This is a genomic window from Carnobacterium maltaromaticum DSM 20342 (assembly GCF_000744945.1).
In the GTDB taxonomy this organism is placed as follows: Bacteria; Bacillota; Bacilli; order Lactobacillales; family Carnobacteriaceae; genus Carnobacterium; species Carnobacterium maltaromaticum.
In genome coordinates, this window is sequence record NZ_JQMX01000001.1 from 1619696 (window position 1) to 1633490 (window position 13795).

The 13795-nt window shown below is 34.2% G+C and carries 9 protein-coding genes and 1 pseudogene; 5 read left to right on the forward strand and 5 right to left on the reverse strand.

Annotation, left to right across the window (positions count from 1 at the left end; genetic code table 11):
* The first annotated feature begins 128 nt into the window (after window positions 1-128).
* Both BR77_RS07805 and BR77_RS07810 read left to right on the forward strand, forming a co-directional pair.
* Window positions 129-1040 carry a helix-turn-helix domain-containing protein gene (locus tag BR77_RS07805; protein ID WP_016356325.1) on the forward strand — a complete coding sequence of 304 codons (912 nt, stop codon included), beginning with the start codon at window positions 129-131 and terminating at the stop codon, window positions 1038-1040.
* 107 nt (window positions 1041-1147) lie between these two features.
* Window positions 1148-1669 carry an HdeD family acid-resistance protein gene (locus BR77_RS07810; RefSeq protein WP_035064507.1) on the forward strand — a complete coding sequence of 174 codons (522 nt, stop codon included), beginning with the start codon at window positions 1148-1150 and terminating at the stop codon, window positions 1667-1669.
* 54 nt (window positions 1670-1723) lie between these two features.
* On the opposite strand, the pseudogene thrS reads toward BR77_RS07810, so the two are convergent.
* Window positions 1724-3655: pseudogene (gene thrS / locus BR77_RS07815) on the reverse strand (threonine--tRNA ligase).
* Window positions 3656-4325: 670 nt separating this feature from the next.
* Here thrS and BR77_RS07820 point away from each other — a divergent pair.
* Window positions 4326-5306, forward strand: coding sequence for a YeiH family protein (locus BR77_RS07820; protein WP_015075601.1), 981 nt, complete (start codon window positions 4326-4328; stop codon window positions 5304-5306).
* A 142-nt stretch (window positions 5307-5448) separates the two neighbouring features.
* Window positions 5449-6267 (forward strand): undecaprenyl-diphosphate phosphatase, encoded by an 819-nt coding sequence (locus BR77_RS07825; protein WP_010053176.1) that lies wholly within the window; start codon window positions 5449-5451, stop codon window positions 6265-6267.
* A gap of 50 nt (window positions 6268-6317) precedes the next feature.
* On the opposite strand, the gene gad is transcribed toward BR77_RS07825, so the two are convergent.
* The 4 genes from gad to BR77_RS07845 form a co-directional block, all read right to left on the reverse strand.
* Window positions 6318-7721 carry a glutamate decarboxylase gene (gene gad / locus BR77_RS07830; protein WP_015075600.1) on the reverse strand — a complete coding sequence of 468 codons (1404 nt, stop codon included), beginning with the start codon at window positions 7719-7721 and terminating at the stop codon, window positions 6318-6320.
* A gap of 187 nt (window positions 7722-7908) precedes the next feature.
* Window positions 7909-9369 (reverse strand): PTS transporter subunit EIIC, encoded by a 1461-nt coding sequence (locus BR77_RS07835; RefSeq protein ID WP_035064509.1) that lies wholly within the window; start codon window positions 9367-9369, stop codon window positions 7909-7911.
* 18 nt (window positions 9370-9387) lie between these two features.
* Window positions 9388-10275 (reverse strand): N-acetylmuramic acid 6-phosphate etherase, encoded by an 888-nt coding sequence (gene murQ, locus BR77_RS07840; RefSeq protein WP_016356324.1) that lies wholly within the window; start codon window positions 10273-10275, stop codon window positions 9388-9390.
* A gap of 20 nt (window positions 10276-10295) precedes the next feature.
* Window positions 10296-11360, reverse strand: coding sequence for a DUF871 domain-containing protein (locus BR77_RS07845; protein ID WP_015075596.1), 1065 nt, complete (start codon window positions 11358-11360; stop codon window positions 10296-10298).
* A 437-nt stretch (window positions 11361-11797) separates the two neighbouring features.
* Here BR77_RS07845 and BR77_RS07850 point away from each other — a divergent pair, with 437 nt between their 5' ends.
* The gene (locus tag BR77_RS07850) at window positions 11798-13744 is read left to right on the forward strand and encodes a heavy metal translocating P-type ATPase (protein WP_016356323.1); all 1947 of its coding nucleotides are present in this window, start codon (window positions 11798-11800) and stop codon (window positions 13742-13744) included.
* The last annotated feature ends 51 nt before the right edge of the window (window positions 13745-13795 follow it).

The window sequence follows — 13795 nt, forward strand, 5'->3', positions numbered from 1 at the left end:
CGTGATAGTGTTCACCTACGAATTGCCAAAGTTTTTTTATTATTAAATAAAATAAAAATAAATCTATATACTAATAATTTTCTTCAAGCTATACTAGAGTTAATCAATTAAACAAGGAGGGTTATCCAATGAATTATTTAGGTATTAAAATAAAAAATAAACGGTTACTAAAAAATTTAACTCAAGCTGAATTAGCTTATGAAATTTGTACCCAAGCGACTATCAGTAATTTAGAAAGTAATGGTAATGTCCCTACTTTAAATATATTATTAGCAATTGCAAAAAGATTGAGTATTGAGATAAGTGAGCTTTCTGAAATCATAAATATCTCTGATTATATAAAAAAGGAAGAAAAATGGAACACCCAAGTCTTAAATCGTTTAAGAATGCTTTGTAGCAAATTAAAATATCAAGAAGCTTATGATTTACTTCTGAATGAACTAAAATTTGATGAGTTAAAAGATCGTTTTGAATTTAGACAGTATTATTATTACAAAGGAATTACAAGTTTATTAGCTAAAGACAATTTTGCCGATGCTCATTTTAATTTTAACCTTGCTTTATCTACTGGTGAACAAAGAGAACTTGATTTATTTGATGTCCTTTCAACAAATGGTATAGCTATGACTTATTTTTTAGATTCTGAAACCGATAAGGCCCGTACTTATTTTGATAAAGCATTGCTACAATTAAATCAATTAATGGACTATCTAAATTTAAATCAAGAAAGTCTTGAAATCATTAAAATTTACTACAATACTGCTAAATTTCATTCTAGCGTTAAAGAATATCAAAAGGCTATTGAGTTATGTAACTTTGGTATTGCCTTACAAAAGCAACAAAATATGAACTTTGAATTAGATAAGCTTTATTATGAAAAAGGGTTTAATTTATATAAATTAGGTAGAAAAAAAGAAGCAGAAGAGTACTATTACTATGCGGCTGCCTTAGCAAAAATGGACAATCATGATCTTATTTTAGATATAATTAAAATTGATATGCAGGAATTCAATTTAACCGGCTACACATATTGGGAATGACTTGCTTCTGATTTTTATCCGTAGAGCAAGAGTTTTAAACTGCATTCCCTACTATTTTGTAGTAAACTAATAGTGTAACAAAAATTAGATTTAATGAGGTGAGAAACATGAAAAACATTTTTAAGTATTTATTATTGATTAGTGCTATTTTAATGATGGCGATGGGTTTTTGGTTTATTTTCAATCCAACAGCTTCGCTAAAAACAACAACGATTTTAATTGGGTTGCTTCTAGGAGGAAACGGATTAGTCGAAATTTTCTCTTTCTTACAAGAACGCAAAGTTTGGAATATTTCTAAATGGATCTTGTTTGATGGATTTGCTTCTCTGATTGCCGGGATTTTTATTTTATTCAATCCAGGAATTGCCCAAAGTACACTTATCATTGCCTTTGCTATTTGGGTATTGTTCTCAGGCGTTATGCGCTTGTTAACCGCTATTTCAATTAAAGATTTCCCAGGTTGGACTTGGCTGTTAACATTAGGAATTATCGCTATTTTATTCGCGATATTCTCATTCTTCACTCCAATTCTTGTCGGAATTGTACTAGGTTTCATACTAGGATTTTTCTTTATTATCCAAGGCTTCAATATTTTAATGATTTATTTGATGGTTAGAAATAAATCTTAACGAATTAAACTCCCTCTATACTAGACTCGCTAGTATAGAGGGAGTTTTTATATTTTAACCTCGACTATATTGATTAATTTCGCTTATTAGCATTTGAATAAAATCATTCTTGGCCATAGTTCTATTTTCTTTACTTTGATATCTACGACCTGTCAGTGTGTTGTTCAGCATTTCCTCTTCCCCAACAACTACTTGGAATGGCACTTTATTCATCTGAGCAGATCGAATTTTATACCCCAATTTTTCATTGCGATAATCAACCTCAACTCGAATTCCTTTTTCTAGCATTGATTCTTTTAAAGTTTCTGCGTACTCAGCGTGATGCGCAGCACTTACAGGCAGTATCATCACTTGAACTGGAGCTAACCAAGTGGGAAAAGCGCCTTTATAAATTTCAGTTAAATAGGCTACAAAACGCTACATTGTCGATACAATACCACGATGAATAACAATAGCTCGATGTTTTTCACCATCTTCACCTACATAAGTTAAGTCAAATTTTTCAGGTAGAAATCGGTCTAATTGAATAGTGGATAATGTCTCCTCCATTCCCATCGCTGTTTTCACTTGAACATCCAACTTAGGACCATAAAAAGCAGCTTCTCCTTCTGCTTCAAAATAAGTTAAATTTAAATCCTTTAAAGCTTTTCGTAATAAATCGGCTGTTTCACTCCAAACTTTTTGATCGCCATGATATTTTTCTGTATTCAATAAGTCAGGTAAGCTTAGTCTAAAGCGATACTCTGTGATGTTGAAATCTTCATACACAGCCACCATTAAAGCAATAGTTCGCTTGAATTCTTCTAACACTTGATCAGGTCGGACAAAAGTATGTCCATCGTTTAATGTCATCTCACGAACCCGTTGTAAACCTGACACTGCGCCACTCTTTTCATAGCGATGCATCATACCTAATTCAGCAATTCGAATCGGTAGCTCTCGATAGCTATGCACATCATTTTTATACAACATCATATGATGAGGACAATTCATCGGGCGCAACACTAAAAGTTCCCCATCTCCAATATCCATTGGTGGAAACATATCCTCGTGATAATGCTCCCAATGCCCAGAAGTTTTATATATTTCAGTATTTGCCATTATTGGAGTATATACATGTTGATACCCTAAACTAATTTCTTTATCAACAATATAACGCTCAATGATTCTTCTAATCGTTGCACCTTTAGGCAACCAAAAAGGTAACCCTAACCCAACTTCTTGAGACGTCATAAATAAATTCAATTCTTTGCCAATTTTTCTATGATCGCGCTCTTTGGCTTCTTCGCGTTTTTGTAAATAGTCTTTTAATTCTTTTTTACTAAAAAAAGCAACTCCGTAGATCCGTTGCAACATTTTATTTTTGGAGTTACCTTGCCAATAAGCTCCTGATACTGTCAATAATTTAAAATTCTGATTGCGCCCAGTAGTTTGTAGTTGCGGTCCTGAAACTAGGTCGATATGCTCTCCTATTTTAGCTAAACTATAGCTCTCTTGATTTATTGAACCCTTTATCAATTCTAATTTATATGGATTTTCTTTAAATTGTTCTATTGCTTCTTTCTGGGTCATAACTTCCCCATTAATCTTCTCATTCGCTTTAACTAATTCTTTCATCTCATTTTCAACATCACTTAATTGTTCTTCAATAACGGCCTCACTATTTTCAAAATCATAGTAAAAACCAATTTCATCCATTCCGTAAGAAGCAAGCTTTATTTCTGGGTATAATTTAATTAAAGCCATTCCTAACATCAAAATAGCAGAATTTTTTAAAACTATCGGAGCATCTTCCGCTTCGGAGGTCACAATAATCAATGATCCATCTTCACTTATTTTTTGATTCATTTCAATTAACTGCTGATTAAATTTACCAGCTAAAGCTTTTTTTACTAGTTTAGGATAGATTTCTGCGACTATTTGTCTCGTTGTTATGCCAGCCTCAAATTCTTTGCTACTATTATCCTGAAAAGTTAGTTTAATCATTTTCATTTTACTGTTCCTCCTATTTTTTTTATAAAAAAAAAGCCCTAATACTTCTAATGATAAGAAGTATTAGGGCGAATTTAATCACGGTTCCACCTAATTATTTAATGCATAGCATAGCTATCCATTACTCAATATTCGTAACGAGAATAAGTCGGTTTAATTTCAATTAAACATTCAGAAGTGGTCAAAGTTAACAGTAAAATAGGAAATCTCAGCATTTTTCCTTCTCTGGTAAATTACTAGCGCAAACTAAGTTGTCTTCATCTAGGCTCTTTTTATCAGCCAACATTCAAACTATTAAAAACAAATTTAACATAGAATTAAATCAAAAGCAACCTACCAATAAATCAGTTTTTTTCTAGGAACAAATTAAAACAACAAGTTTCTCTGCTAAACAATTGAATAGTCTGAACGGACTTGACCTTAATTTTCATTATCTATCAGCTTTCCGTAATAACTTTTTTATAATAAATAAAATTCATAAAAACATTTTCTCGCTTAAATCTTCCATATGGTATACTTAATTAGATTATATCTAGACCTGTTTCATGTGCAAACCATTCGGGAAAAAGGTGAATTCCACAAAGAGGCAAAAAAATTCCCCTTTAATTTACTATTTTCCTTCCATCACAAGGACTGTACTCTCAACATTTTATGGAGGTGTTTTATGAAAATTATAAAAGGACTTACATTAGTCTTATTCATTGCTTTAGTTGCAACTTGGTTGGGCAGCCTTTTTCCAATTATAGGCAGTGCTGTTTTTGCTATTATTTTTGGTATCTTAATAAAAAATACCGTCGATGTTGCCCCAGAATTTAAACCTGGGATTGCTTTTTCATCAAAAAAAATTTTACAGGCTTCAATTGTGTTACTAGGATTTAGCCTATCGATTCAAGATATTGGGAAAACAGGGTTATCTTCTTTAAAGGTGACACTGGTAACTATCGTAGTTGCTTTTATCATCGCTTTTCTTGTCGGAAAATGGTTAAAAGTTCCAAATAAAATGCAAATTTTAATTGGAGTCGGAACAGCTATTTGCGGAGGTTCAGCTATTGCTGCCGTCTCTCCAATTATTGAAGCCGATGATGATGAAATTGCACTTTCAATTTCAACTATTTTTCTATTCAATATCATTGCCGTTTTTTTATTCCCATTCTTAGGTCATTACTTTCAAATGACTGATGCTGGATTTGGACTTTGGGCTGGTACAGCCATTAATGATACGTCTTCTGTTGTTGCTGCTGGTTATAGTTTTAGCCAACCTGCTGGCGATTTCGCCACAATTGTGAAGTTAACACGTGCCACACTAATTATTCCAATTTCCTTAATCATTGCCGGTATAACCTTTTATCAGAAAAAGAAAACGGCAAAAAAAGTCGCCTTAAAACAAATTTTCCCTTGGTTTATTTTATATTTCTTAATCGCTTCAATCATTAGTTCCACGGGAATTTTACCTGCTATTTTTATTGCGACAACAAGTTGGCTTGCTAAATTTATGATTGCTATGGCCTTAGCTGCTATTGGTTTATCAGCAAACCTAAAAGATATGCTAAAAACTGGGCCAAAACCAATTTTATTGGGTTTAATTACTTGGTTCTTTGTCGCAGGTAGTAGCCTATTAATCCAAATTATAGAAAAACAATGGTAACCGAACTATCTAAATTTTTCTTAAAAAAAGCTAAAAATTGCCTAAAACATTAGGCAATTAATGAAAAAAAGCTTATACTGAAAGTTGTGAGATAAAATCCTTAACTGGAAAATAACTGCATTGAAAGGAAGAAATAATACGTATGATTGATATTTTAAAAGCTATCTTGTTAGGCATTATTGAAGGTATAACGGAATGGCTACCAATTAGTAGTACGGGGCATATGATTTTAGTTGATGAATTTTTAAAATTAAATGTTTCGGCTGAATTTATGAAAATGTTTCTAGTTGTGATTCAACTTGGTGCCATTTTGGCCGTGGTTGTCCTCTATTTCCACAAGTTAAATCCTTTTTCACCGAAGAAAACAAAACAGGAGAATCAAGATACTTTTAGTCTTTGGTTTAAGGTAATCGTAGCTGTTTTACCTGCTGCTGTACTTGGTTTCCTATTCGATGATTATTTAGATGAAAAATTCTATAATTTTCAAACAGTAGCAGCAACTTTAATTATCTACGGGGTACTATTTATTGTGATTGAAACTTGGAATAAAGATCGCAAGCCTTCAATTACTAACTTTAATGAACTAAGCTATAAAATGGCCCTGTTTATTGGCTTCTTCCAAGTCTTAGCTTTAATCCCTGGAACATCTCGTTCTGGAGCTACAATTCTTGGCGCAATTCTTTTAGGAACATCTCGTTTTGTTGCTACTGAATTTTCATTTTTCTTATCTATCCCAGTGATGTTTGGAGCTAGTTTACTAAAATTAGTTAAATTTGGCTTTGTCTTTACAGGTATGGAATATGCAATCTTATTTACAGGTATGATTACTGCTTTTATCGTTTCGATTATAGCGATTAAATTCTTACTTGGCTATATTAAAAATAATGACTTTAAAGCCTTTGGGTACTATCGCATTATCTTAGGAATTATTTTACTAGGCTATCTATTTTTTATTAAGTAAAACTTAAAAGCTCGCAACCAAATGAATTGATTTGGTTGCGAGCTTTTTTATTAGTGGGTGAACCCTTGTGCACCATGTTCTTCTTTACTATGGAAAAGGACGTGTGCTTGATTTAGCTCTTTTAAAGCTTCATTAAAATCTTCCATAAAATCAACTGCAGTATTCATCCCAAAATCGGCGCGAACTACATAACGTTGAACAAGTACATCTTCTAAATCGGCTGGTAATGGATAAGCAGGTACTTGCCACCCTTTCATTAATAGACGATCAGCTAAATCATACAATGTCCATTCAACCTCAGTCTCTACCTTTAGAGCGTAGCAAACAATTGGCAAATTAACACCATCATTATACATTTTAAATAAACCTGTTTTTTCAACTTCCGCCGCTAAATACATTGCTACATCTTTAGTTCTTTGATGAATCGCGCGATAGCCTTCAAAACCAAAACGTAAAAAATTATAATATTGCCCAATAATTTGGCTTGCACTTCTAGAGAAATTAATTGCCATCGTTGGCATTTCCCCACCTAAATAGCTCACATTAAAAACCAGCTCTTCTGGTAAATAGGCTTTATCACGCCACAACACCCAACCAATTCCAGGATAGACTAAGCCGTATTTATGCCCAGAAGTATTAATTGAAGCTACATTTTTCAAGCGGAAATCCCACTGCAATTTCGGCTCAATAAAAGGAGCAAACATCGCGCCAGAAGCACCATCAACATGAATAGAAATTTTATAGTCTGTTTGAGAATTGTAAGTTTCAACCAAAGCATCTAAAGCTTTAATATCATCATATTTACCTGTATAAGTGATCCCTAATATCCCTACAATACCAATTGTATATTCATCAACATAATCCATCACTTTATCCATATCCATACTCATATGCTTTTCGTCCATAGGTACAGTCCGCATCTCAATATCCCAATATACGCAAAACTTCTCCCAACAAACTTGATACCCTGATGAAATAACTAAATTTGGGCTTGCAGCCTGTATATTCAAGCCTAATTTTTTAGCTTGGTTACGCCATCTAAACTTCATTGCCATCCCTGCTAACATACAAGCTTCTGAAGAACCGACTGTTGAGGTTCCTGTATAACTTTTCTCTTTAGGTGCATTCCACAAATCTGCCAAAATATTGACACAACGATTTTCTAATTCTGCTGTCCGAGGATATTCTGATTTATCGATTGCATTTTTCTCTAAAGTTTCAGCCATTAATAGAGCCGCTTCATCCTCCATATAAGTTTGGCAAAATGTAGCCAAATTTTGTCTAGCATTCCCTTCATCTAAAAATTCATCTTTAACTAAACGATAGGCTACTCGAGGTTCAATTGGGTTTTTCCCTAATTTATACTTAGGAATTTCTTGTTCTTCTGCTCCTGTTCCAAAAATAGGTTCTAAATAATCATTCTTTTTCGTTTGATCTTCTTTGCCATACAACATCGCTTTCCCCTCCGCTTATCTGATTTAAAAGCCTTCCTCCATAGCATACAAAACTTTCACATAAAACGAAAGGAATACCCTTTTTTCAAATTGAAGCCTGCACTATTCTCATCTATAAAAAACGACTCCTAAAAGCTAGATTTTTCAATCCACTTTTTTGGAGTCGCACTCAATTTATTCTATTAGTTTACAACTCAGTTGCTTCCATTGCTTCCTTCGGTACTCCAAAGAAGTAAGTTGCTAAGAAACCACCAAGATAAGCTGCCAATAATCCAATTAGATAGCCCAACCATTTACCATTTGCAATCAACGGTAATAAGGCTACTCCACTTGGTCCAATTGCAATAGCTCCAATTCCTCCGAAAGCACCAATCACTGCCCCACCGATACCGCCGCCAATACAAGCAGTCACGAAAGGACGACCTAATGGTAATGTAACACCATAAATCAATGGTTCACCAATACCCAAGATTCCTACAGGTAAAGCGCCTTTAATCATATTTGTTAATTTTTTATTTTTTTGACACTTCATCCATAAAGCAATCGCGGCTCCTACTTGTCCAGCTCCAGCCATTGCTAAAATTGGTAACAATAAGGTCATGCCTGTTGTTGTAATCATTTCAATATGAATCGGAGTTAAAACTTGATGTAGTCCAAACATCACCATTGGTAGGAATGCTGCTCCTAATACGAATCCAGCAAAAGCCCCTCCAACATTCAGCACCCAATTAATAGCTCCTACTAACCCACCTGAAATTAATCCTGCAACCGGCATAATTAAGAAAATTGTTAACATCCCTATCACTAATAAAGAAATAGTTGGGGTAATAATAATATCAATCGCTTCTGGAATCACTTTATGCAGACGTTTTTCAACGATTGCAATCAACCATACAGCAAAAATCACCCCAATGATTCCACCTTGACCAGCTACTAAATCGCCACCTGTAAAAATGTTAGGCAAGGGCATTTCTGGAGTCATCCCTGCTAAATATACAATCCCACCGACAATTCCACCTAAGGCCTCAGTTGCACCAAATTCTTTTGCCGCATTAATCCCAACATAAATTTGTAAATAGACAAACAACCCATTTTTTATAATATTTAGAACGGTTACAATTGTTACCCAGTTATCTCCACTAATATTCCCAGCCAATAATAAATTAGAAATAATAGCCGCTATCCCACCAATAATCCCTGCCCCAACAAAGGCTGGAATCATCGGTACAAATATATTCGCAATTGATTTTAAAGCCCGTTTAACAGGTGTATTGTTTTTCTTTTTTTGTGCTGCTTTAGTAGCTGCAGCAACTCGTTCAGCTTCTTCTAAACCAGAATTCCCTTTCGCTGTCTCGGAACGATTAGAGTCAACTGGAATTGGATCACCTAACTTAACTCCAACCATTTCAACCATTTTATTCGCTACTTTATTAACTGTGCCTGGTCCGACAATAACTTGTAAATTATCATCTTCAACAACACCCATAACCCCATCAATAGCCTTCAAATCTTCCATTTGAACCAATGAATCGTCTCGAATATCCATCCGAACACGAGTCATAAAGTGAATAACCTTGCTGACATTTCCAGTGCCACCAACTTTTTCATAAATTTCTCTTGCTAAGCGATCCTCTTTTAACTCTACCATTTTTATTCCCCCATTCTTTTATAAAGTATCTCGAATAAAACCATTTGCCTTAGCTAATTTTTTTTCTGCCTCAGATTTAGAGCTTTCAGTCAAAATCATGACAATTGCTAATTTGACTTGCTGTTCAGCCTCATCGAATTTTTGACTGGCTAACTCATAGCTACATTCTGTCGCTTCCATAATAATTCGCTTCGACCGCTCTTCTAATTTTTCATTTGTCGGTTTTACATCAACCATTAAATTTTGATAGACTTTGCCAATACCAATCATAGAAACTGTCGATAACATGTTCAAGATGAGCTTTTGCGCAGTTCCTGATTTCAAACGCGTGGAACCTGTTAAAATTTCTGGACCTACATTAACCTCTATTGGAAACGTCGCAAATTGACTGATTTCAGCGTCTTTATTACAAGAAATGGTTGCTGTTGTTGCTCCAATTTGATTGGCATACTCTAATCCACCAATTACATAAGGGGTTCTACCACTGGCTGCAATTCCCACAACAACGTCATTTTTAGTTAACTGAATTTTTTTTAAATCTGCTATCCCTAACTCTTTCGAATCTTCAGCACCTTCAACTGCAATGGTCATGGCCTTCATTCCACCAGCAATTAAACCTTGAACCATGCTTGGCTCTACACCAAATGTTGGTACACATTCAGCTGCATCTAATACACCTAAACGTCCACTAGTTCCGGCACCTAGATAAATCAAACGCCCATTTTGCTTAAATGCGGCAATAATTTGGTCAACGACTGCATGAATACTTTTTAATTCTTTTTCGACAGCATTGGCAACTTTTTTATCTTCATTGTTCATTAAAATCAGCATTTCATTTGTTGATAATTGATCCAATCCCATCGTATCTTTGTTTCTCGCTTCTGTTGTTAATTTCTCTAATTGCATAACCTGTACCTCTTTCATTACTAACTTTGTATTTGTATTCTAAATAGTTGTCCTGCTTGACTGCATTGTTTTAATAAATCAATATCTGCTGGAACTATAACAGCTACAACATTTACTTTTTCATCACTTGGTAAATCTACTAATGAAATTTGAATTTCACCCATATAACGTCCATAGTCTTGATTATCAATCGTGACACTCCCTATTTTTCTCGGGACTGTTTGTTGTGCTTCTACCTTCTTTATCTTTTTAAAACGAGCGTCTGCACTGCGAATGACATCTCTAGCTGGATCAAAACGATTTTGATGGTCTCCTTCAATCAATTCCAGATAACTTTTTGATTCTGTCGGAATGGCATGTAATAAAATCCGTTTCTCTGATTGATATAAGTTAAATTGATTCATTGTTTCTGAGTCAATTTCTGGATCTCCTAGATAAACATCATCAACGTGACACTCTTCTTTCAACTCAATCATTCCACTTAACGGATTACTAAAGCGATGTTTTTCTAAAGTAGGTAGCCCGGAAAATAAAGGTCCTCGCAACTTCTTATTCCCTGGAACAAAAGCCATTACTCTGAAACCTAATTCTTTAAGCCATTGATTCTTAGCTACAAATACTTCTTTTCCTAAACCTGTTTCTGGACGAGGATAATAGTTGTGCCAAGCTTCCATATTATCGAAATTGGCATTAAACTCTTGTAATTCAGCTACATCCTTTTTAGTAATGGTACTGGCATTTAAAGCAACTTTCATATGTTGACTTAATTCTGCCATGATTTTATTTTCAATCGCATAGTCCATCCGTAATCCTGTAATTCCAGTTGCTAAAATCTCGCTAGGTCGCTTAAAAGATAACCCAATTTTGCTTAATGCTGCTCCTGAAATATCCACCGTTAAATCCATTCCAAGTTTTTTGGTAAACCTTCCTAAATCTTCTAAACGCTGCAGATATTGCTTAACATCATCTTCAGGAATGTGAAGTGAAGAAAAAACACCAGTGAATCCGTTCTCATTCATTTCACGAATAAATGCCTTTGTTTCATTGCTTAAATCTTCTCCAAGAAAAACTGATATTCCTAACATAATAGTCTCCTTTACCCATTGAATTCTTTCAGAATTAAATTTTAATTGAGTACTTTTAATAAACTCATCATACATCTAAAGAAATAAAATTTCAACAATTTTATCCAAATTAACGTAATTTTATTTCTTAAGCGTTTGTAAAAAAGCTTAAAACCCTGTTTTTAAAGGACTTTATGTTTTTTGTTATAGAAGATAATGAAATAAAATTTCGAAATGACAGTTATTTACTAAACACTAGCGAATTTAGAACTTATTTACCTACTATCATCCTTTAATTGAGAATCATTATCACTAATAACATTCTGTTTTCACAACACTATGTCCTAAATATGGATACTGAGAGTAATTATCACTATCAACTGATTATAATCATTATCATTTAGAAGGTTTATTTGTTATGCTTATGTCAGATGAAAAACAAAACGGAGGAGATACTGATGAAATTATTGAAAAATAATCCTGCAATGATTGCTACATTAATTAGTGGCCTATTGATTCTTTTAGGTTGGATTTTAAAATTGAATGCACAAGAAACGATTGCTACTTTTATTTTTTTGACATCTTTTATTATTGGTGGATTTAAGCAAGCAAAGGAAGGCTTTATTGATACCTATCAAAATAAAAATTTAAACGTAGATATTTTAATGGTACTAGCGGCTATCGGGGCTTCTATTATCGGATATTGGATGGAAGGTGCACTTTTAATTTTTATCTTTTCTTTGAGCGGTTCATTAGAAGAATATGCAACAAATAAAAGCACTGAAGCTATTGCTAGCCTAATGCATATGCAACCTGAAACAGCTTTAAAAATCCAGAAAGATGGTAGCACTAAAGAAGTTTCAATTAAATCATTAGCTATTGGTGATTCAATCTTTGTGCCAAAAGGAGCGAGTATTCCTATTGATGGAATTATTGAAAAAGGGAATGCAATCATTGATGAAGCAGCTATTTCTGGTGAACCATTACCTGTTGAGAAATCAGTTGGAGATCCTATATTTGGTGGTACTATCAATCTTTATGAAGGTCTGACCTTTACCGTCAGCAAGGATGTACAGGACACTTTATTTTCTAAAATCATTCGACTGGTAGAAGAAGCCCAAAACACCCCTTCGAAAACAGCCACACTGATTAAAAAAATTGAAAGCACATATGTAAAAATTGTATTAACTTTTGTTCCCATTATGATTGCTATTTTTTATTTTGGTTTACATTGGGGTTGGAATGAATCCTTTTATCGTGGGATGGTACTTTTAGTTGTCGCCTCGCCTTGCGCATTAGTCGCTTCCGCTACTCCCGCGACTTTAGCTGCCATTTCAAATGGAGCGAAGCACGGTATTTTATTTAAAGGTGGTGCTCACTTAGAAAATTTCAGCCAAATTAAGGCGATAGCCTTTGATAAAACAGGAACCTTAACCCAAGGTATGCCCGTTGTCACAGATTCGTATTTTACTCCTGAGTGCACTACAAATGAAACAATCAATGCCGTTATTGCGATGGAAAAAACATCTACCCATCCTTTAGCTAAAGCCATTGTCAATTTCCTTGAACCTAAAATGACTGAGTCAATTGATTTACAGTTCATAAAAGATCAGACAGGTCATGGTTTAGCATGTCAGGCTTATGCAGATCAGTGGAAAATTGGGAAAAAAGAATATATTGGGGCAGACATCCAGGGAAATTCAGTTTTATTTCAAGAGGCTGAACTTTTACAAAAACAGGGAAAAACTGTGGTTTATATTACTAGAAATGATCAAACAGTTGGCTATTTAGGATTATTAGATGTTCCAAAAAGCGATGCAAAGGAAATGATTGCCTTCTTTAAAAAGCAGAACATCCAAACAATTATGATTACCGGTGACAACGAAGCTACTGGTCAAACTATCGGTAAACAACTTGGTTTAGATAAAATTTATGCAAATTGTTTACCAGAAACAAAAACGACTATCATAGCGGATTTAAAAGAAGAGTACGGAATGATTGCAATGGTAGGAGATGGAATCAATGATGCTCCGGCTTTAGCATCCGCTGCAATTGGGATTGCAATGGGGGCAGGTACAGATATTGCCATGGATGTCGCAGATGTTGTCTTAATGAAAAATGAACTTAGTAAATTAAATTATAGTTATGAACTTTCAAAAAAATTAAAGAAAATTACCATCCAAAATATGATTTTCTCTATCACGATCATCAGTGTATTGATCTTATCAAATCTTTTTCAACTCATTAATTTACCTCTGGGTGTTATTGGTCACGAAGGAAGTACCATTCTCGTTATCCTTAATGGTTTACGATTGTTGCGACCAATGAAATCTCATCCCACTCGTTCAAAAATGAGAAAGCATTCTAGTAAAGAGACCTTCCTAACTAACAGTTCAACTAAGTAAAAAAACAGAAAAGATCAGCTGAATGACAAAAATCTCAGCTGATTTTTTTTA

What these genes read in the sequence shown, in the direction of transcription:
- BR77_RS07805 (WP_016356325.1), top strand. Translation starts at nt 129, where the DNA reads ATGAATTATTTAGGTATTAAAATAAAAAATAAACGGTTACTAAAAAAT.
- BR77_RS07835 (WP_035064509.1), bottom strand. Translation starts at nt 9,369, where the DNA reads ATGGTAGAGTTAAAAGAGGATCGCTTAGCAAGAGAAATTTATGAAAAA.
- BR77_RS07810 (WP_035064507.1), top strand. Translation starts at nt 1,148, where the DNA reads ATGAAAAACATTTTTAAGTATTTATTATTGATTAGTGCTATTTTAATG.
- BR77_RS07820 (WP_015075601.1), top strand. Translation starts at nt 4,326, where the DNA reads ATGAAAATTATAAAAGGACTTACATTAGTCTTATTCATTGCTTTAGTT.
- BR77_RS07825 (WP_010053176.1), top strand. Translation starts at nt 5,449, where the DNA reads ATGATTGATATTTTAAAAGCTATCTTGTTAGGCATTATTGAAGGTATA.
- murQ (WP_016356324.1), bottom strand. Translation starts at nt 10,275, where the DNA reads ATGCAATTAGAGAAATTAACAACAGAAGCGAGAAACAAAGATACGATG.
- BR77_RS07845 (WP_015075596.1), bottom strand. Translation starts at nt 11,360, where the DNA reads ATGTTAGGAATATCAGTTTTTCTTGGAGAAGATTTAAGCAATGAAACA.
- BR77_RS07850 (WP_016356323.1), top strand. Translation starts at nt 11,798, where the DNA reads ATGAAATTATTGAAAAATAATCCTGCAATGATTGCTACATTAATTAGT.
- gad (WP_015075600.1), bottom strand. Translation starts at nt 7,721, where the DNA reads ATGTTGTATGGCAAAGAAGATCAAACGAAAAAGAATGATTATTTAGAA.